We start from the raw sequence: 18,594 nt of genomic DNA on the forward strand, positions 1-18,594 counted from the left end.
TACTTTTATAGCATGTGCTTTCTAGATAGAAAGTATGTGTTACTGTAAAATTACCTAATTTTCATTTATTGCTTCTGTTTTATGAAAGATTTAAAAAAAGATTTTCCAATTTTAAACAACTATACGTACTTAAACACAGCTTCTAGCGGACTAATATCAAAGCCTCTTTTCGATTGGCGTAGGCAGCAAGATTTAAGTCTTATGGAGCAATCTAGTATTTTTAGAGATCAACATAAAACACATATTGAGTGTATTCGTAGTTCAGCGGCTCGTTTTTTTGGTGCTTCGGAAAGTGAAGTAGCCTTGATTCCTAATTTTTCCTTCGGATTTAACACTTTGCTAGAAGGATTGCCTAAAAATCAGAAAGTATTACTTCTGAAAATGGATTACCCGTCTGTAACTTGGCCGCTCGAAAATCGTGATTTTGATGTTTGCTATGCCGAAATTGATGAAAATTTAGAGCAAAATGTAGAAGATGCCATCGCACAGCATCAGCCAGATATTTTTGCATTTAGCATCGTGCAATATGTGAGCGGAATTAAAATGGACCTTTCGTTTATAAAACGTTTGAAAGCCTACCATCCTGAATTGCTAATTGTCGCCGATGGAACACAATTTTTAGGCACTTCTGAGTTTGATTTTTCTGAAAGTGGTATGGATGTTTTAGGAGCAAGTACTTATAAATGGATGCTTTCGGGCTATGGGAACGGACTCTTTTTTGTGAAAGAAGAAGCGCAGAAACGAATTTTTCCGAAGACCATCGGGTTTAATTCGGCAGATGCTGTTTTTAGCAAGCGTGATTCTTTCAGTTTTGTAAAACATTTTGAACCTGGACATCACGACACTCTTAATTACGGAAGTATAGAACAGTCTATTTTGTACTTTGAGGCGATTGGAATGGAGGTGGTTTCAGAAAAAATAAAAACACTTTCAGAAAAAGCAAGGGTAGCATTTACGGCACTCGGGTTGTTAGATTCTTCCGTAGTAAATAGAAAAGAACATTCAAATATTTTAAATATTAAAGGAGATGAAAAACTCTTTCAGAAGCTAAAAGAAAACAAAATTATCTGTTCGCTACGAGGCGATGGAATTCGTGTTGGATTTCATTTTTACAATACAGAAGAAGACTTAGAAAAATTACTTTCAGTGTTAGCATAAAAAAACGCGCTCCAAATCGAGCGCGTTTTTTATTTTTATGATTGCTATGAGCAACTATTATCTCCCAGTTTTAAAACTAAACGGAACGGTATATTTAATAGCTCTTGGTTTTCCACCTAACATTCCAGGTTTCATTTTAGGAATTTGCATGATGTTTCTTTTGGCTTCGTCTTGTAATCCTTTGTTTCCACCAGTTACACTTTTTACTTCTACCATCCCTTTTTCATTGATCACAAAGTTAACGGTAACTTTTCCTTGAATGTTGTTTTTGTATTCGTTGGCAGGGTATTTAAAGTTTTTAGTAATGTGTTGTACTAGTTTTTGGTCAAAACAAGCATCTCTTTTTGAAGCGCTGCTTCCTTCGCAACCTGGCCAAACAGGTGCAATTTCTTTCATGGTAACAGTGTTCTTGTTTACGTCACCCCATTCTTCTTGTTGAGCGAATAGTGCAGTTGAAACAAATAAACTAAAAATAATTAGTGCTTTTTTCATAAGTAGGTTTTTAAATTAAATGGCCACGGCTCCTTTAATGTGGGGGTGGGGATTATAGTCTGATAATGTAAAGTCATCAAATTTGAAGCCAAATATATCTTTTACATCTGGATTTAGCAACATTTTTGGCAAAGGCTTTGGTTCTCGAGACAATTGAAGCTCAATTTGTTCCATGTGATTGTTGTAAATATGAGCATCGCCAAAGGTATGTACAAAATCTCCTGCTTCGTACCCACAAACCTGTGCCATCATCATTGTTAATAACGCGTATGAGGCAATATTAAAAGGGACTCCTAAAAAGATATCGGCACTTCGTTGGTACAACTGACATGAAAGTTTTCCATCGGCAACGTAAAATTGGAAAAAGGCATGACAAGGAGGTAGGGCTGCTTTTCCGTTGGCTACATTTGTATCAAACGATTCGCTAGAGTTGGGCATTACACTAGGATTCCAGGCGCTTACTAACATGCGTCGGCTGTCTGGATTGTTTTTTAAGGTTTCTACAATTTCAGAAATTTGATCGATTTCTTCATTGTTCCAATTGCGCCATTGATGTCCGTAAACAGGACCTAAATCGCCGTCTTCATTGGCCCATTCGTTCCAAATTCGAACGCCGTTTTCTTGAAGATATTTGATGTTAGTATCGCCATTTAAAAACCATAATAGCTCATAAATAATCGATTTTAAATGCAGTTTTTTGGTGGTTACCATCGGAAACCCTTCGCTTAAATCAAATCGCATTTGATGACCAAACACACTTTTTGTACCTGTACCAGTACGATCGTGCTTCTCAGTTCCATTTTCTACTACATGTTTTATAAGGTCTAAATACTGCTTCATAGGGTTCTTCTTTGAGTGCTAAAAGTAAAAAAACAAGCGGTAGTTTAAAAACGCTTTGCATTCCCTTTTTGAAGAAGTTATTAACTGTTTTGAAGCGATTGAAGTGGGTAACGCTTTGGGTTAAAAAACCAATTTATAACAAGTGTTAATTTAGAAAAAAGACACCATCATCGCTCATTCCTAAAGGGGCAGAGGTTCTCTTTTTCCAATCGGTTGAAGCACCTTCTTTCAAGATAGGTTCTTTAAGTTTTTGTTCAAACTGTATCCTTAGCTGTGATTTCATCTTTTTCTCGGCATTAAATTGATTGACTTTTAAAAAGTTGAGACCATACTTCGGAAACTGAAGTAGTGTTATTTGCGTTTGAGTTCCTATAGTATATACATCAAGAACTTTAAAGTAGGAGCCTGCTGGTAGAATGGCAGCGCCAATGGCATGAAGCTCTGGATTAAATTGTGGGAGGCTTTTTGCGGAAGCTGAAACAATGGTATATCTACAATTATCGGAAAGACCATTGGCAAAAGAAGCCATGTCTGTAAACCCGCGCTCCATAATAATTTGAGACGGTTTGTACTTGGCAATCAATGAAGGGTCTAAGGTTGTGTCTCGATAAAAAAGATATACGTTTCCGAAGGTTTCCTTGAAAAGTTTTTCAATTGCTTGTGTAGATTCCATGACTATAAGTTATACCCATAAAAGTATGTTTTTATAGTGCTTTGAGGCTCTATGATTTCATAGAGTTTTCAGAAATACTAGAAATCGTAATCGCTAAGTATGATTTGTTTAGCCAATAATCATCCCTGCAATTGCTGCTGAAATTAAGGAAGCAATGGTTCCTCCTAATAAAGCTTTCATTCCAAACTTAGACAGGTTTTTACGTTGTCCAGGAGCTAATGAGCCAATTCCTCCAATTTGAATTCCGATAGAAGCAAAGTTGGCAAAACCACATAGCATATACGTTGCCATGATAATTGATTTTTCGTATTTTAAATGGCGTACGTTGGTAATGTCCTTTAAATCGGCCAATTGAATGTATCCAACAAATTCACTTGCTACAAGCTTGATCCCTAAAAGCTGTCCCATCATCATCATATCTTCTTTGGCAACCCCTACCAGCCACATTAAAGGGGCAAAAATAGTTCCTAATACAGCTTCGAGCGATAGTTTTGGGTACGATGAATTTGCTGCCACCCATTTGTTGATGGTGGTAAATTCGCCAACCCATTCTAATATTCCATTAAACATGGCGATAAAAGCCACAAAAACTAAAAGCATAGCACCTACATTAACGGCAAGTTTTAAACCTTCAGTAGTACCGTTTGCGATCGCATCTAAAATGTTTGAACCAATTTTTTCAGAAGAAACTTTTACATCGGTATTGATTTCTTCAGTTTGTGGAAATAATATTTTAGAAACTACAATAGCACCTGGCGCCGCCATTACAGAAGCAGCTAATAAATGCTTTGCGAATATGAGCCTTAAAACTGGATCGTCACCTCCAAGAAATCCAATATAAGCTGCAAGTACAGCACCTGCAACAGTTGCCATCCCACCAATCATCACCAATAGAATTTCCGACTTGGTCATTTTTTCTAGATAGGCTTTAATTAAAAGGGGTGCTTCCGTTTGTCCTAAAAAGATATTTCCGGCTACGCTTAAACTTTCGGCACCAGAGATTCTAAGGGCTTTAGAAAGGAGCCATCCCATTGCTTTTACCACTTTTTGGATAATCCCTAAGTAAAATAATACTGAGGTTAGCGCTGAAAAGAATATAATCGTTGGCAGTACTTGAAAGGCGAAAATAAATCCGAAGGTATCCATATCCACTACTAAACCTTCAAAAAGGAACTTACTTCCAGCTTGTGTGAAATCTAGAATTTTAACAAATATCTTCCCAATAAATTCGAAGATAGATTTAATAAATTCAATTTTTAAAACCCCAATTGCAATGATTAATTGAAACGCCAAGCCAATCCCTACCGTTCTCCAGTTGATGGCTTTTCGGTTAGAACTAAATAAAAAGGCAATAAAAATTAAGGAAAACATTCCTAGCGCACCTCTCCATAAACTATTTAGTGTAAGACCTTGCACAGGAATTATCCCAGCGGTATCGGCTGCAATTGGGTTTACTAGGGTTTTTTGAGTGTTTTCTTTTAATTTAAAAACTGTATTTTTTTCTGAAAATACTAAGGTGCTATCTGTAGCTTCGGTAACTCTAAAACGGCGTATGGTGTCGTTTGGAGTGTTGTGAAAAAGCACTAATACATTATTCTGAAAAAGGTAATCTCCAGTAGCATGTATGTTATTTTCTGCTTCAATTTTATATTCGAAGGCGCCTTCTTGAAATGAAAAGACATCATTTTCAGAATTAATAGGGAGGATCGTTTCGCCAGTAGTATTTTCTATGGCTGAAAATTTCCAGTTTTTTTCAATGTTTTGCCCAAAACTACTTCCGAAGAAAATAAATGTGATGGCAATAAGTAAAACTTTCTTCATAAGCTGTAGCAATCATTTTGAAGCTGAGGTAAATCAGTCCAAAGAGTAATTTGTCCTTATCTTTTTGAAATTTCATCTCGAATTCTGGCAGCAGTTTCGTAATCTTCGTTTGCAACTGCTTTATCGAGCATTTTATTTAATTCTTTTATGGTGAACTTGCTGTAATTTTCGCCAGTCGACTTTAGGGATTCTTTGTCGCTTCCCATGATTAGCTGTTCAATTACAGCTTCTTCATCTTCTTCTGAAACTTCTTCTTTTTTCTTTTTAGAAGAGGTCTTTAAAAAGATTCCTGCTTTGTCTAAAATGTTTTTGTACGTAAAAATAGGCGCTTTAAAACGAAGGGCAAGTGCAATAGCATCGCTAGTTCTAGCGTCTATAATTTCTTCAATTTTGTCGCGTTCGCAAATTATACTAGAATAAAAAACGCCATCCACTAATTTGTGAATAATAACTTGCTTTACTACAATATCAAACCGATCTGAGAAATTTTTAAATAAATCGTGGGTAAGTGGTCTAGGAGGTTTTATTTCCTTTTCTAGTGCAATAGCAATAGATTGAGCTTCAAAAGCACCAATGATAATAGGCAATTTACGGTCGCCTCCAACTTCACTCAAAATAAGCGCATAGGCTCCATTTTGTGTTTGGCTGTATGATATTCCCTTTATGTTAAGTCTAACTAAACTCATATTTCAAAAACAAAAAAGCTGTTTAAATTAGGACGTTTCCTACTTTAAACAGCCCTTTAATATTAAGGCACAAAGTAACAAAAATTATGCGTTTTGAGCCTTAAAGGCTTTTAATTTTTCGTTGAGTTGTGGAATCACTTCGAAGGCATCGCCAACAATCCCATAATCAGCCGCTTTAAAAAATGGTGCTTCTGGGTCAGAATTGATCACAACTTTTACTTTAGAAGCATTAATACCTGCTAAGTGCTGAATTGCTCCAGAGATTCCAATTGCAATGTATAAGTTAGATGCAACAGGTTTTCCTGTTTGCCCTACGTGTTCGCTGTGAGGTCTCCATCCTAAATCACTTACGGGTTTAGAACAAGCAGTTGCTGCTCCTAAAATTCCGGCAAGTTCTTCAATCATTCCCCAGTTTTCAGGACCTTTTAATCCACGACCTCCAGAGACTACTATTTCTGCATCTGCAATAGTAACTTTGTCTGTCGCTTTGTCTACAGAAACAACATTTACTGAAAAATCTTCCGAAGCAAGAGTTGGTGCGAAACTTTCCGAAGTTGCAGTAGTTGCATTTTCTTTAAGTCCGTACGCGTTTTTAGCCAATCCGATGATTTTTACGTCTGTTGTAATTTCAGTGTTTGAAAACGCTTTGTTTGTAAAAACACTGTGTTTAACTGTAAAAGGAGCAGTGCTAGAAGGCAATGCTGTTACGTTAGAAACATAACCAGCTTCTAGGTTTACAGCCACTAATGGTGCTGTAAATTTACTGTTTACGCTCGCAGTAAGTACTACTACTTTAGCGTCTTCTTTTTTGGCAGCTTGAGCAATAACATCTGCGTAAGCATCTGCATTGAAGTTTGCCAATGTATCGTTGTTTACTTCTAATACTTTAGAAGCTCCGTATGTTCCTAATTCGGAAGCATCACCACCATTAATGGCTACTGCAGTAACAGAAGTTCCTAGTGCGTCTGCAATTCCTTTTGCGTACGACACTGCTTCTAATGCTACTTTTTTAAACTTTCCGCCTTCGGATTCTGTATATACTAATACCATGTTTTTTCAAAATTATAAATACCGGCTTTTCAGCGAATGGTATTCAGGTTGAATTTTAGATTTTGATTAAATTACTTTTGCTTCGTTGTGAAGTAGATTGATTAAATCATCTACATTGTCCACTAACTTTACAGCACCTTTTGGAGCTGGTTTTTCAAAAGAAACCGTTTTTGTTTCAGAAGCACTTGCAACAGGCTCTTTTACAGTAAGTGGCTTACTACGCGCTTGCATAATACCACGCATGTTTGGAATGCGAAGATCACTTTCTTCTACCAATCCTTTTTGACCACCAACAACCAACGGAAGTGAGGTGCTTAAGGTTTCTTTACCACCGTCTATTTCACGAATAGCAGTTACTGCATCGCCTTCTACTTCAAGGCTAATACATGTGTTTACAAAATTAGCTCCAGTTAGCTTTGCAAGCATTCCTGGTACCATTCCTCCATTGTAATCAATAGATTCACGACCTCCAATTACAAGATCATACCCTCCATCTTTTACAACAGAAGCCAATTGTTTCGCAACCGAATAACCATCGGTAGCAGCTGTATTTACACGAATTGCTTCGTCTGCTCCAATTGCTAATGCTTTTCGAAGCGTAGGTTCTGTTTCGGGTCCTCCAACATTGACAACATGAACTGTTGCACCTTGTTTTTCTTTAAACCACATTGCACGGGTTAATCCAAACTCATCATTAGGATTAATTACAAACTGTACTCCGTTGGTATCAAATTTAGTATCACTATCGGTGAAGTTGATTTTTGAAGTAGTGTCTGGTACGTGACTTATACACACTAATATTTTCATATCTATATTGTATTTTGAGTGAAAGCTTTTATAGGCTGTAAGCTTCAAATTTAACGATGCGAATATACTGATATAATTCCTAATTTTGCTATGCATGCATAATAAATTTATGCTAAAACTTAAAAAAAAGACTTGCCCACTTATAAATAATAGTATTTTTGTTTTCCTGAAATACTTTTCAGAATATATAATTGATATTAAAATATGAAGACCTTACAATTTAGAGAAGCCATTTGCGAAGCGATGAGTGAAGAAATGCGTCGCGATGAAAGTATATATTTAATGGGTGAAGAAGTTGCCGAATACAATGGTGCTTATAAAGCCAGTAAAGGAATGTTAGACGAGTTTGGTGCAAAAAGAGTAATTGATACTCCTATTGCAGAACTTGGTTTTTCAGGAGTAGCGATAGGTTCGGCAATGAACGGAAATCGCCCTATAGTTGAGTATATGACGTTTAACTTCTCATTAGTGGGGATCGATCAAATAATAAATAATGCTGCTAAGATTAGACAAATGTCGGGTGGGCAGTTTAATTGTCCGATCGTATTTCGTGGGCCAACGGCTTCTGCAGGACAATTAGGAGCAACACACTCCCAGGCTTTTGAAAGTTGGTTTGCAAACACGCCGGGTCTTAAAGTGGTAGTGCCTAGTAATCCAGCAGATGCAAAAGGATTGTTGAAAAGTGCTATTCGTGATAACGATCCTGTAATTTTCATGGAAAGTGAGCAGATGTATGGTGATAAAGGTGAAGTGCCTGAAGGAGAATATTTAATTCCATTAGGAGTTGCTGATGTTAAAAGAAAAGGGACGGATGTAACAATTGTTTCCTTCGGAAAAATAATCAAAGAAGCATACACAGCAGCTGAAGCATTGGCAAAAGAAGGAATCGAATGTGAAATCATCGATTTGCGAACCGTTAGACCAATGGATCACAATACAATTTTAGAGTCTGTTAAAAAAACCAACAGATTGGTAGTTTTAGAAGAAGCATGGCCGTTTGGAAATGTTGCAACCGAAATTACATACCAAGTTCAAAGTCAGATATTCGACTACTTAGACGCACCAATTATTAAAATTAATACTGCCGACACACCAACTCCATATTCTCCGGGATTATTAAAAGAGTGGTTGCCAAATAGTGAGGACGTAGTGAAAGCTGTTAAAAAAGTTCTCTACAAAGAATAGATTACTTATTATAGTATAGAGGATTGGCAAGTGTTTTCTACTTTACGTTTTATACCAAAGTAAAAAACACTTGCGTTTTATTATAAAGCCTCTTAAAAACAACTGTTGTTTTACCCTATTTAGCCCTATGAAACATCTTATAGCCTTACTTTTTCTTTTTTTTACAACAATACTGTTGGCTCAAACAAAAGTGAGTGGTGAAATAAAAGATGAATTTGGAGAACCGGTAGCATTTGCAAATGTTATTTTTAAGGACTCAAATGAAGGGACTATCTCAAACGAAGAAGGACGTTTTTATTTAGAAAGTGACGAAAACTACAGTACTGTTGCTTTTTCCTTCGTAGGCTATCAAACCAAAGAAATTACCCTTGGACAACGCACCACTTATAAGTTAGTCATTGTGTTAGAAGAAGAAGCATCTTCTTTAGATGAGGTTGTGGTGTACAGTGGGAAACAGTCTAAAAAGAACAATCCAGCCATTGATATTCTTCGGAAAATTTGGGAGAACCGTAGAGAAAACGGTGTAAAGAAATTTAAGCAATACACCTACGATAAGTACGAAAAGCTAGAGTTTGATATCAATACCATCGATAGTTCACTTATAAAAAGTAAGATTTTTAAGGGAATGGAGTTTATTTTTGATCAAACAGACACTTCAAATATTACGGGGAATACGTATTTGCCAATTTTTATAAATGAAGCCTTTTCAAAAGTGTATGGTGATAATCTTCTCAAAGAAGAGAAAGAGGTTTTAGAAGGGAATAAAAACTCTGGATTTGATAATAACAATACACTTATCGCTTATTTGAAAGATTTGTATAGTGAGTACGATGTGTACGATAACTACTTAAAATTTTTCGACAAAGCGTTTACCAGTCCGTTGTCTAGAACAGGAATTGATGTTTATAACTATGTGCTTTTAGACAGTGCGTATCGTGATAACAAATGGTGCTACAATATTGTGTACTATCCAAGACGTAAAAATGAACTTACTTTTAAAGGAGATTTTTGGGTAAATGATTCTACTTGGGCTATCAAAGAAATTAACCTTCAGGCGTCCAAGAGTGCCAATTTAAACTGGGTTCGTGAAGTGTATATCGAACAAGAGTTTGATGTATTAAATGATTCTATTTTCTTAATTACCAGAGATTACTTTATGAGTGATTTCAGTTTCAGAAAAAAAGAAGAAGCACAAGGTATCTACGGAAAACGTACAACACTCTATAATAACTATGCGTTTGATGTTCCTAAAGAGAAAAAGTTTTACAGCGGACAAGTAGATCCCTATCAATACGAAGTTTACAATCGTCCAGATGATTTTTGGGAAGAACGCCGTTTAGAAAATTTAAATAAAGACGAAAAGGGAGTCTATAAAATGCTAGACACCTTAAAAACAGTACGTCGATTTAAAACCTTATACAATGTAGGGTCCGTGTTAGCCTCAGGCTATTATGAAGTGAATAACTTTGACATTGGTCCTGTGTTCTCAATTTTCGGTTTTAATGAAGCGGAAGGGATGCGAATACGATTGGGAGGACGTACCTATTTTAGCCAGAATGACCGTTGGCGTTTGGAAGGTTTTGGAGCCTATGGTTTTAAAGACAACCGATTTAAATACGGTATTTCAGGAAAATATTTATTGGATCGGAAGTCGCGTTTAATTGTTTTTGGAGGTAATAGACGAGATGTAGAGCAAACAGGAGCAAGTTTAACAAATAGTACCGATGTGTTAGGTCGAAGTTTGGCTTCGTCTTCTTTAGTTTCAGTAGGAGCAAATGATCGATTGACACGAATAAATTTAAGTACTTTCGGACTCGAGGTAGAGCCTAGTAAAGATTTTAATGTTCGGTTAACAGCATCTTACCGTACTTTAAAATCGGCTACGGAAACATTTAGCATCAATTACAAAGTGTTTGAAGATGGAGTAGATACGGGTGCAGTAAGGGATGAAATTAAACAGCCTGAAATTGAATTGAGTTTTAATTATACGCCAGGCCGAAAAACATCAGGATATGGTGTAGAACGTACCGTTATTAATACAGGGCAGTTTCCTACGTTTTTTCTTGGATATTCAAAGGGATTAAAGGGAATTATGAACGGCGATTTTGATTATGAGCGGTTACAAGCATTGTATGTTCAGCCATGGAATATTGGAGGTCTTGGTCGTTTGTACTCAACCGTTGAGGTGGGGAAAACATTTGGACAAGTACCTTTAAGTTTGTTGAATCCAATTCCTGGAAACCAAACGTACTTTAGTGTTTATAATAGTTTTTCACAGTTAGATTATTACGAGTTTGTAAGCGATACGTATGCTTCTGTTCATTTACAGCATAATTTTGGCGGACGTATCTTTCAAAGAATCCCTTTAATTCGGAAACTGAATCTTAGAGAGATAATCGGTTTTCGAGCGGTTTATGGTGATATTTCAGAAGAAAATATTGCTTTAAATGCCTCTAATATTGTGTATAAATCTCCCGAAGATATCTACTGGGAATGGAGTGTGGGAGTTGGTAATATTTTTAAAATATTCCGATTGGACTTTAACTTCAGAGGAAACTATCTCGAGAATCCGGAGGCACGTCCTTTTGGAGTTACAGGAACCTTCCAGTTTGTGTTTTAAACTTTTTTCTGCTATATTTAAGGTTTAAGATATTAATTTCCAAAACCTTACAAAATTTTAAAGAAAGTAGCTATCTTGTTTATTTTTTGCACTCAGTATGTTTTGCTGTTTGCCAATCCCAATGCTTCGGTGTATTATGAATATACGTCCGATGGATATGCCTTGTTTGCAGATAATGAAGAATTATGTCCTATAACTGTTCAAGTTGAATTAGATCTTATAAACATGAAACTTGCCGATGGCGATCGTTTGACAAATGTTGTTCCTCCTAATGTAACAAAACATAAAATATTAGATGTCGTTGTGATAAATCGATTGGATTTATACAGTTTCACCTATACTAAGAAACTTATTTTCGGAGATTTTTCTTTGGAAAGTTACGATGCTGGATTTCTGTATTATTTACCTTTTAAAAAAGGAAGTTCATTTCGTGTAAAGCAAGGGTATTTAGGTTCTTTTTCGCATCAAAATACATATGCAATCGATTTTGAAATGTCTGAAGGGACGCAGATTTACGCTGCCAGAGAAGGTACTGTTGTAGAAGTGGTGCAAGAAAATAACACTTCCTGTAGTGCCGCTAATTGTGAAGAATACGATAATTATATATTGGTGTATCATCCAGACGGTACATTTGCAAAATACGCACATATAAGACAAAATGGGGCAGTAATTTCAACCGGTGATGCCATAGCTATAGGGCAGCACATTGGGTATAGTGGGAATGTGGGTAGGACAAATGGAGGGACGTTGCATATTGAAGTGTATAAGCTAACCGTAAAGGGTCCGCAAACACTTAAAACAAATTTTTTAATTGATGATGGCCAAGACCATTCAATTTTAAATACTTCTCAGCGCTATTTCCGTAATTATTAGTAGTGTTAAAAAGCTTCTGTCTAGAGCATTTTTTAAGGGGTAAGGTAATTTTTCCTTCTTCTTATAGTTTCCATCTCCATCAATTTACGTACTTTTGCACCCCCATAGAACGAAATATATTTTAAGAGAAGCTTTTGTTTTGTGTGAATTAGAATTATTTCAGAATAAAATATAGGTAAAGATGACCGCAGACAAAATAAACACATTTGATGTGTTGATAGAGATTCCAAAAGGAAGTAGAAACAAGTACGAGTACGATTTTGAATTAAAAAAAATACGATACGATCGCATGATCTTTTCATCGATGATGTATCCTGCCGATTATGGTTTCGTTCCAGAAACATTGGCATTAGATGGAGATCCATTAGATGTTTTAGTATTGGTAACTGAACCTACATTTCCTGGATGTGTTATTGAAGTAAAACCTATTGGCGTTTTTCATATGGCAGACGAAAAAGGGCCAGATGAAAAAGTAATTTGTGTGCCTGTTAGCGATCCTATCGCAAATACAGTTGAAGATCTTTCAGATTTAAATCCGCATTTAATTAAAGAAATTGAACATTTCTTTCAAGTGTATAAAGATTTAGAAGAGAAGAGAGTAGATGTTGGTGGCTGGGGAGATGTTGTTGAGGCTAAGGGGATTGTGGCAAAATGCATCGATCGTTTTAGAGAAAGTGATGTTCCTTTTAAAGAAGTGAGTATCCGTTAAAATACATAAAAACACACTGTTTTAAAGCAATAATTCTCAAAGGGTTATTGCTTTTTTTGTTTTATTCCTTTTTTGTTACTTTAGCATCAAACATAATTAAAACTAAAAAACCATATGGAACAGAACATTATTTACGTACCAATAGCGCTTTCAGTTGTAGGTCTCCTATTTATGCTTGTTAAAAGAAGCTGGGTGCAAAAGCAAAACCCTGGAAGTGAGCGTATGCAGTTTATTTCAAAGAGTATTAAAGAAGGTGCTTTAGCCTTTTTGAATGCCGAGTATCGTTTGCTTTTAATTTTCTCAGTAATAGCTGCGGCATTATTATTTTTAGTGTCTACCATGGTAGAATCTACAAGTTGGATGATTGTTCCTGCTTTTTTATGTGGTGCAATTTTCTCTGCCTTGGCAGGAAATATTGGGATGCGTATTGCTACCGAAGCAAATTCGCGTACTGCAGAAGCTGCTAAAACAAGTTTGCCTCAAGCGTTAAAAGTCTCTTTCGGAGGAGGTACTGTAATGGGTCTTGGTGTTGCTGGATTGGCAGTACTAGGATTGAGTTTGTTCTTTTTGTTTTTCTTAAGTCAATTTATGGGAACCGAAGGGAATTTTTATGATAACATGACGATTGTTCTAGAAACCCTTGCGGGATTCTCTTTAGGAGCTGAGTCTATTGCTTTATTTGCACGTGTGGGTGGAGGTATTTATACCAAAGCAGCCGATGTTGGTGCCGATTTAGTAGGTAAAGTAGAAGCAGGAATTCCAGAAGATGATCCTCGTAACCCTGCAACTATTGCAGATAACGTTGGAGATAATGTAGGAGATGTTGCCGGAATGGGAGCCGATTTATTCGGATCGTATGTTGCGACAGTATTGGCAGCAATGGTTCTTGGAAACTATGTGATTAGGGATATGTCGTTGGCAAATCAGTTTACAGATAACTTTAATAATATGGGGCCAATCTTGCTTCCTATTGTTATAGCTGGGGTCGGAATTTTAGCCTCTATTATTGGAACTTTCTTTGTTAGTATTAAAAACAACGAAGCGAAAGAATCTCAAGTTCAAAAAGCATTAGATACAGGAAATTGGGTGGCTATTATTTTAACGTTAATTGCTAGTTATTTCTTAATTAAATGGATGTTGCCAGAAACGATGAATATGAAGTTCTTTGGCGAAGGCTATAAAGAAATTTCTTCTATGAATGTATTCTGGGCTGCTTGTATTGGTCTGGCTGTAGGAGCGTTAATTTCTATGGTAACTGCGTATTATACAAGTTTAGGGAAAAAGCCGGTAATGGATATTGTAACAAATTCTTCTACTGGAGCTGCTACAAATATAATTGCAGGTTTGGCTGTAGGGATGTATTCTACATTTTCTTCAGTATTATTATTTGCAGCTGCGATTTACGGATCGTATGAGTTGGCAGGATTTTACGGTGTTGCGTTAGCGGCATCAGCAATGATGGCTACAACAGCTATGCAGTTAGCGATTGATGCTTTCGGACCTATTGCAGATAATGCAGGAGGTGTAGCTGAAATGAGTGACTTAGAGCCTCACGTTCGTGAGCGTACCGATATATTAGATTCAGTAGGTAATACAACAGCGGCAGTTGGGAAAGGGTTTGCGATTGCTTCGGCAGCGTTAACAGCTTTGGCATTGTTTGCGGCGTATGTAACATTTACAGGAATTGACGGAATTAATATTTTTAAAGCTGATGTGTTAGCGATGCTATTTGTGGGTGGAATGATTCCGGTAGTGTTTTCTGCAATGGCAATGAAGTCGGTAGGAAAAGCTGCGATGGAAATGGTACAAGAAGTACGTCGTCAGTTCCGTGAAATTCCTGGAATTATGGAAGGAACAGGAACGCCAGAATATGCTAAGTGTGTTGATATTTCGACAAAAGCGGCTTTAAAGGAAATGATTTTACCAGGATTGCTTACCATTATTACACCAATTATCATTGGTTTAATTTTTGGAGCAGAACCTTTAGGAGGGTATATGGCTGGAGTTTGTGTAAGTGGTGTAATGTGGGCTATTTTCCAAAATAATGCTGGAGGTGCTTGGGACAACGCTAAAAAGTCGTTTGAGGCTGGTGTAATGATTAATGGAGAAATGACCTACAAAGGAAGTGATGCACATAAAGCAGCCGTTACTGGAGATACTGTTGGTGATCCATTTAAAGATACGTCTGGACCTTCAATGAATATTTTAATTAAATTGACTTGTTTGGTTGGATTGGTCATTGCACCAATTTTAGGTGGACACGGTTCTATGGCTCATTCTGATACTACTACGGAAGAGATTATCTCTATAGATGAAGATGGAAATGAAACCAGACTAACAAACAAGCAAGCCGATGAAATGGATGCTGCTGGTTTAACTGAAGTTTCTAAGGAAGTTATGGTGAAAATGTCGGTAGATGGTGATGTAACAACTGCTGAGGTTACCATTGAAACTACAAAAGATGGTGAGACCACAACAGAAACAAAAACGTTTAAAGGAACCGAAGATGAGGTAGAAGCTGAATTAAAAGCTTTGAGAAATATGTAAGTTTCTTTAAAACTAGATATTAAAAAAGTCTGTTCAGTTACTGAACAGACTTTTTTGCGTTAGGGATAGAGCGATTGTTGGAGCTTGCCGCGAAGCATTTAGGAAAGCGACTGCGAAAGCCCGGCCTGTTGGCAAACAGGAAACGCCCTAAAAAATATTATTTGTAGTCAATTAAAACAATCCGTGAAGTTCGGCGTCTATTTTGTTAATGATTTGTCCCAGATGTTCTGGGTTGTCAACAAAATCTAAATGATCTACATCGAGTATGATCAAATTTCCTTTGTCGTAGCCGTGAATCCAAGCCTCGTAACGCTCGTTTAGCCTGCTTAGGTAGTCGATGCTAATAGAGTTCTCGTAGTCGCGCCCACGCTTGTGTATTTGGCTCACCAAATTTGGAATCGAACTGCGTAAGTAAATAAGTAAATCGGGTCCTTCGGTCACGCTTTCCATTAAATCGAAAAGGGAGCGGTAGTTTTCGAAATCACGATTGGTCATTAATCCCATCGCGTGTAAATTGGGAGCAAAGATGTACGCGTCTTCGTAAATGGTACGATCCTGAATTACTTTTTTACCAGTTTCACGAATGTCGAGTATTTGACGGAAGCGACTGTTTAAAAAGTAAATTTGTAAATTGAATGACCAGCGCTCCATTTGATTGTAAAAGTCGTCCAAATAGGGATTGTCTTCTACGTCTTCAAAATGGGGTTGCCATTTATAATGTTTGGCTAACAAACGTGTTAAGGTTGTTTTTCCTGAGCCTATATTTCCTGCAATTGCAACGTGCATAAGTATTGTTACTTTGGGTTCTTGATTGAAAAGGTGTGTAAATTATTTCCGTCATAAATATACAAGAAATCCTTCGTAAGGTACAAGTCTTTTGGAGCCTTTTCGAAGACCGGTAGTTTTATGGGTGCTTCGGAATTTTCGGTAATTAAAAATAATTCGGACCCCTTTGTGACTAACAAATTGGTATCCTGTAGGGCGAGATTTTGATATCCATCTGAAGCTTTTTCAGAAAGAAGACTACCGTAACTATTAAAAATTCTAACTTTTTGTTCGGTGAGTACTGCACAGTAATTAAAATTGCTGGATTGTGCAAGTAGTTTTCCAGCAAAAGGTTGTGATACGGTAACTTTACGCTGGTCGCGATAGTTGTATAGCTCTAATTGTTGGGTGTCTATATTGAAAATCCAAAGCCGATTGTTTCCTGCATTTGTAGCGGTGCTAACGTTAATAAATTCGGGAAGCGTATTGAAGTTAATGCGCTCAATGGCGTTTAGTTTGTTGTCTAGTAAAACAACTGTATTGGTGTCTTCGTAAAAAAGGACAATCTTCAACGGATTTATAATATCTGCCGAGGTGATATTTCCTAATTGTAAGTCGTTAAAAACGAAAGAGCCGTCGGGTCCTTCCTTATGAAGCACACGGTCTTTTACAAAGTAGCTGTTTTGGTAAGAGTCAATTCCTATAAAACTGGAAGCAACAAGTGGTGTTTTAGTAACAGCTGTAAATTCTTGTCCTAAAACGAGTTGCGTAAAAAAAAATAGAAAAAATAAGTGCTTCATAGAGCGTTACAAGGTACTAAATGTGTATTAAAAACGAGTATTTTATTGGCAAACAAAGGGGAAAACCCTGTTTTTATTCTAGGGATAGCCCTCTTTTATAGTTTGTGGTTTCTGTTTTACTTTGTGTAACGGTTATTTTAAAGAAGGTATTGCCTTAGTTTCCTAACTCAATAGTAACTTTAACTTAATTGTGTAATGATATTTACAGGTTGTAATTAAACTACCTTCGTCACAATTTGAAACACTTTTTTTACGGGTGTTTTTTAAAAAATGAATGTTTGGTGCGTTTATTGAAGTACAGCTCTTAAATACACTAACTTAACACCACCATTATGATTGCCACAGAAGTTGAAGAACAAATAAAACCGTTGGTTAAAACTCCTTTGCTAAAAACAAAGATTCCTGCCAATAACTTTATTATTCCTCAAGGTGTTCCCATAAATTTTTGGCAACCAGATTACATCGAATCTCCTTATAAAAAAGCAGTAGATCTATTTGCCGATAATGCCGATTTTATCAGCCATTCAATAAATGCGATGGACGGTTCGTTTCTACGTTAACCTTCCAATTTTTAATTTCACACATTCGTATTGCGTTCTTTTTTTACGTAAAACTTTCAGTATCTTTCCTAAAAAAAAAAGAAATGCGTAATATTCTCTTCGGAATTGTCATCGCTTTGGTTCTTGTTTTCGGATTGCGATATTGCGATTACCAAAAAGACCAACGCGAGCAGTTAGAAGCCAATACAGCTTTGCTAGAACAACAACTAAAAAATGTTGGGAAGCTAATCGTTACCGAAGGTTCTTATGCGCAGGTTTTTAGTTATAAAGATTCTGAAAAACTATACTTCGATTTCTTTTCTTCCAGCAAAAAAGCATTGGTTGTTGTAAATGCCAAAGCAACCATCGCCTATGATCTGAGTAAAGTGGAAACTAAAATTGATGAAGCTTCAAAAACGGTGACTATTACCCATATTCCAGAACCAGAGTTAAACATTAACCCTAATATTGAATACTACGATATTGAAAATGGGTATTTTAATCAGTTTGAAGCATCCGATTATAACAAAATTAAAAAGCGGATTGAGGCTTCACTCCGCAAAAAGATTCTTGCGTCCGATCTTAAAACGAATGCACAAAACAGACTTATCTCTGAGCTTCAGAAAATTTATATTTTAACCAATTCGATGGGGTGGACACTGCAGTATAATTCGCAAACCATTTCCGAAGAAAACGATTTGCAAACCTTAAAATTATAGCTTTTTACTCAAGCTAAACCAACCGCCACCGTTCATTGCCTCGATGCCATTGCTTTTTAAAACAGCCGTAGCACTTCCACTTCGCATTCCGCTAGCACAGCATAGAATCACTGGTTTGTTCCATTTTTTAATTTCCGAAACTTTCGAATTTATAGTTTGCAACGGAATGTTTTTGGACCCCGGAATTGCACCACCTTCGTATTCCGCTTTAGACCGCACATCTACAATGATGGCGCCTCTGCTTTTAAAATCGTTGATTTTTGCACCTTTGTTTCCGAATAAAAAATCGAGTAGTCCCATATGTAATGCC

At 36.6% G+C, this 18,594-nt stretch carries 18 protein-coding genes; 8 read left to right on the forward strand and 10 right to left on the reverse strand.

The genetic code is table 11. From position 1 onward, the window contains the following. The first annotated feature begins 81 nt into the window (after positions 1–81). Positions 82–1,158 (forward strand): aminotransferase class V-fold PLP-dependent enzyme, encoded by a 1,077-nt coding sequence (locus tag BLQ00_RS10115; protein WP_093143998.1) that lies wholly within the window; start codon positions 82–84, stop codon positions 1,156–1,158. A 57-nt stretch (positions 1,159–1,215) separates the two neighbouring features. On the opposite strand, the gene BLQ00_RS10120 is transcribed toward BLQ00_RS10115, so the two are convergent. The 7 genes from BLQ00_RS10120 to BLQ00_RS10150 all read right to left on the reverse strand — a co-directional run bounded on the left by BLQ00_RS10120 (position 1,216) and on the right by BLQ00_RS10150 (position 7,527). Then, complete coding sequence (locus tag BLQ00_RS10120; protein ID WP_093144000.1) at positions 1,216–1,650, reverse strand: energy transducer TonB; 435 nt, start codon at positions 1,648–1,650, stop codon at positions 1,216–1,218. A gap of 15 nt (positions 1,651–1,665) precedes the next feature. Then, entirely contained in the window at positions 1,666–2,490 is an 825-nt protein-coding gene (locus BLQ00_RS10125) for a thymidylate synthase (RefSeq protein ID WP_093144001.1), read from the reverse strand. A 145-nt stretch (positions 2,491–2,635) separates the two neighbouring features. After that, positions 2,636–3,163: a hypothetical protein gene (locus tag BLQ00_RS10130; protein ID WP_093144003.1), complete on the reverse strand. Its 528-nt coding sequence runs from the start codon at positions 3,161–3,163 to the stop codon at positions 2,636–2,638. A gap of 108 nt (positions 3,164–3,271) precedes the next feature. Beyond that, the gene (locus BLQ00_RS10135) at positions 3,272–4,984 is read right to left on the reverse strand and encodes a NupC/NupG family nucleoside CNT transporter (protein ID WP_093144004.1); all 1,713 of its coding nucleotides are present in this window, start codon (positions 4,982–4,984) and stop codon (positions 3,272–3,274) included. 56 nt (positions 4,985–5,040) lie between these two features. Beyond that, a complete protein-coding gene (locus BLQ00_RS10140) occupies positions 5,041–5,670 on the reverse strand; it encodes a bifunctional nuclease family protein (RefSeq protein WP_093144006.1) in 630 nt (209 codons plus the stop codon). An 84-nt stretch (positions 5,671–5,754) separates the two neighbouring features. Further along, entirely contained in the window at positions 5,755–6,720 is a 966-nt protein-coding gene (locus tag BLQ00_RS10145) for an electron transfer flavoprotein subunit alpha/FixB family protein (RefSeq protein WP_093144007.1), read from the reverse strand. A 66-nt stretch (positions 6,721–6,786) separates the two neighbouring features. Further along, the gene (locus BLQ00_RS10150) at positions 6,787–7,527 is read right to left on the reverse strand and encodes an electron transfer flavoprotein subunit beta/FixA family protein (RefSeq protein ID WP_093144653.1); all 741 of its coding nucleotides are present in this window, start codon (positions 7,525–7,527) and stop codon (positions 6,787–6,789) included. Between the two features lie 204 nt (positions 7,528–7,731). Here BLQ00_RS10150 and BLQ00_RS10155 point away from each other — a divergent pair, with 204 nt between their 5' ends. The 5 genes from BLQ00_RS10155 (at position 7,732) to BLQ00_RS10175 (ending at position 15,461) form a co-directional block, all read left to right on the forward strand. Then, positions 7,732–8,712, forward strand: a complete 981-nt coding sequence (locus BLQ00_RS10155; protein ID WP_093144008.1) for a pyruvate dehydrogenase complex E1 component subunit beta — start codon at positions 7,732–7,734, stop codon at positions 8,710–8,712. Between the two features lie 127 nt (positions 8,713–8,839). Further along, positions 8,840–11,332 carry a DUF5686 family protein gene (locus BLQ00_RS10160; protein WP_093144010.1) on the forward strand — a complete coding sequence of 831 codons (2,493 nt, stop codon included), beginning with the start codon at positions 8,840–8,842 and terminating at the stop codon, positions 11,330–11,332. Between the two features lie 75 nt (positions 11,333–11,407). Then, entirely contained in the window at positions 11,408–12,205 is a 798-nt protein-coding gene (locus tag BLQ00_RS10165; protein ID WP_139149387.1) for a M23 family metallopeptidase, read from the forward strand. A 181-nt stretch (positions 12,206–12,386) separates the two neighbouring features. Then, entirely contained in the window at positions 12,387–12,914 is a 528-nt protein-coding gene (locus tag BLQ00_RS10170) for an inorganic diphosphatase (RefSeq protein ID WP_093144013.1), read from the forward strand. A gap of 114 nt (positions 12,915–13,028) precedes the next feature. Continuing rightward, positions 13,029–15,461: a sodium-translocating pyrophosphatase gene (locus BLQ00_RS10175; RefSeq protein WP_093144014.1), complete on the forward strand. Its 2,433-nt coding sequence runs from the start codon at positions 13,029–13,031 to the stop codon at positions 15,459–15,461. A 171-nt stretch (positions 15,462–15,632) separates the two neighbouring features. Here BLQ00_RS10175 and BLQ00_RS10180 read toward each other — a convergent pair whose 3' ends face one another. Both BLQ00_RS10180 and BLQ00_RS10185 read right to left on the reverse strand, forming a co-directional pair. After that, positions 15,633–16,247, reverse strand: a complete 615-nt coding sequence (locus BLQ00_RS10180; protein ID WP_093144016.1) for a deoxynucleoside kinase — start codon at positions 16,245–16,247, stop codon at positions 15,633–15,635. Positions 16,248–16,255: 8 nt separating this feature from the next. Further along, positions 16,256–17,026, reverse strand: a complete 771-nt coding sequence (locus BLQ00_RS10185) for a hypothetical protein (RefSeq protein ID WP_093144017.1) — start codon at positions 17,024–17,026, stop codon at positions 16,256–16,258. Between the two features lie 332 nt (positions 17,027–17,358). Between BLQ00_RS10185 and BLQ00_RS10190 the strand changes: the two genes are divergently transcribed. Then, positions 17,359–17,586 carry a hypothetical protein gene (locus BLQ00_RS10190; protein WP_093144018.1) on the forward strand — a complete coding sequence of 76 codons (228 nt, stop codon included), beginning with the start codon at positions 17,359–17,361 and terminating at the stop codon, positions 17,584–17,586. Between the two features lie 83 nt (positions 17,587–17,669). Then, positions 17,670–18,284, forward strand: coding sequence for a DUF4230 domain-containing protein (locus tag BLQ00_RS10195; protein WP_093144019.1), 615 nt, complete (start codon positions 17,670–17,672; stop codon positions 18,282–18,284). Here BLQ00_RS10195 and BLQ00_RS10200 read toward each other — a convergent pair. After that, positions 18,279–18,584 (reverse strand): rhodanese-like domain-containing protein, encoded by a 306-nt coding sequence (locus BLQ00_RS10200; protein ID WP_093144020.1) that lies wholly within the window; start codon positions 18,582–18,584, stop codon positions 18,279–18,281. The two genes, BLQ00_RS10195 and BLQ00_RS10200, sit on opposite strands and share 6 nt — an antisense overlap. Positions 18,585–18,594: the final 10 nt, after the last annotated feature.

The organism is Ulvibacter litoralis (assembly GCF_900102055.1).
Taxonomy (GTDB): Bacteria; Bacteroidota; Bacteroidia; order Flavobacteriales; family Flavobacteriaceae; genus Ulvibacter; species Ulvibacter litoralis.

Bases quoted from the DNA above. Each gene is read 5' to 3' on its own strand.
- BLQ00_RS10155 (WP_093144008.1), top strand. From the start codon at position 7,732: ATGAAGACCTTACAATTTAGAGAAGCCATTTGCGAAGCGATGAGTGAA.
- BLQ00_RS10195 (WP_093144019.1), top strand. From the start codon at position 17,670: ATGCGTAATATTCTCTTCGGAATTGTCATCGCTTTGGTTCTTGTTTTC.
- BLQ00_RS10160 (WP_093144010.1), top strand. From the start codon at position 8,840: ATGAAACATCTTATAGCCTTACTTTTTCTTTTTTTTACAACAATACTG.
- BLQ00_RS10200 (WP_093144020.1), bottom strand. From the start codon at position 18,584: ATGGGACTACTCGATTTTTTATTCGGAAACAAAGGTGCAAAAATCAAC.
- BLQ00_RS10180 (WP_093144016.1), bottom strand. From the start codon at position 16,247: ATGCACGTTGCAATTGCAGGAAATATAGGCTCAGGAAAAACAACCTTA.
- BLQ00_RS10120 (WP_093144000.1), bottom strand. From the start codon at position 1,650: ATGAAAAAAGCACTAATTATTTTTAGTTTATTTGTTTCAACTGCACTA.
- BLQ00_RS10140 (WP_093144006.1), bottom strand. From the start codon at position 5,670: ATGAGTTTAGTTAGACTTAACATAAAGGGAATATCATACAGCCAAACA.
- BLQ00_RS10135 (WP_093144004.1), bottom strand. From the start codon at position 4,984: ATGAAGAAAGTTTTACTTATTGCCATCACATTTATTTTCTTCGGAAGT.
- BLQ00_RS10115 (WP_093143998.1), top strand. From the start codon at position 82: ATGAAAGATTTAAAAAAAGATTTTCCAATTTTAAACAACTATACGTAC.
- BLQ00_RS10145 (WP_093144007.1), bottom strand. From the start codon at position 6,720: ATGGTATTAGTATATACAGAATCCGAAGGCGGAAAGTTTAAAAAAGTA.
- BLQ00_RS10170 (WP_093144013.1), top strand. From the start codon at position 12,387: ATGACCGCAGACAAAATAAACACATTTGATGTGTTGATAGAGATTCCA.
- BLQ00_RS10125 (WP_093144001.1), bottom strand. From the start codon at position 2,490: ATGAAGCAGTATTTAGACCTTATAAAACATGTAGTAGAAAATGGAACT.
- BLQ00_RS10175 (WP_093144014.1), top strand. From the start codon at position 13,029: ATGGAACAGAACATTATTTACGTACCAATAGCGCTTTCAGTTGTAGGT.
- BLQ00_RS10190 (WP_093144018.1), top strand. From the start codon at position 17,359: ATGATTGCCACAGAAGTTGAAGAACAAATAAAACCGTTGGTTAAAACT.
- BLQ00_RS10130 (WP_093144003.1), bottom strand. From the start codon at position 3,163: ATGGAATCTACACAAGCAATTGAAAAACTTTTCAAGGAAACCTTCGGA.
- BLQ00_RS10150 (WP_093144653.1), bottom strand. From the start codon at position 7,527: ATGAAAATATTAGTGTGTATAAGTCACGTACCAGACACTACTTCAAAA.
- BLQ00_RS10185 (WP_093144017.1), bottom strand. From the start codon at position 17,026: ATGAAGCACTTATTTTTTCTATTTTTTTTTACGCAACTCGTTTTAGGA.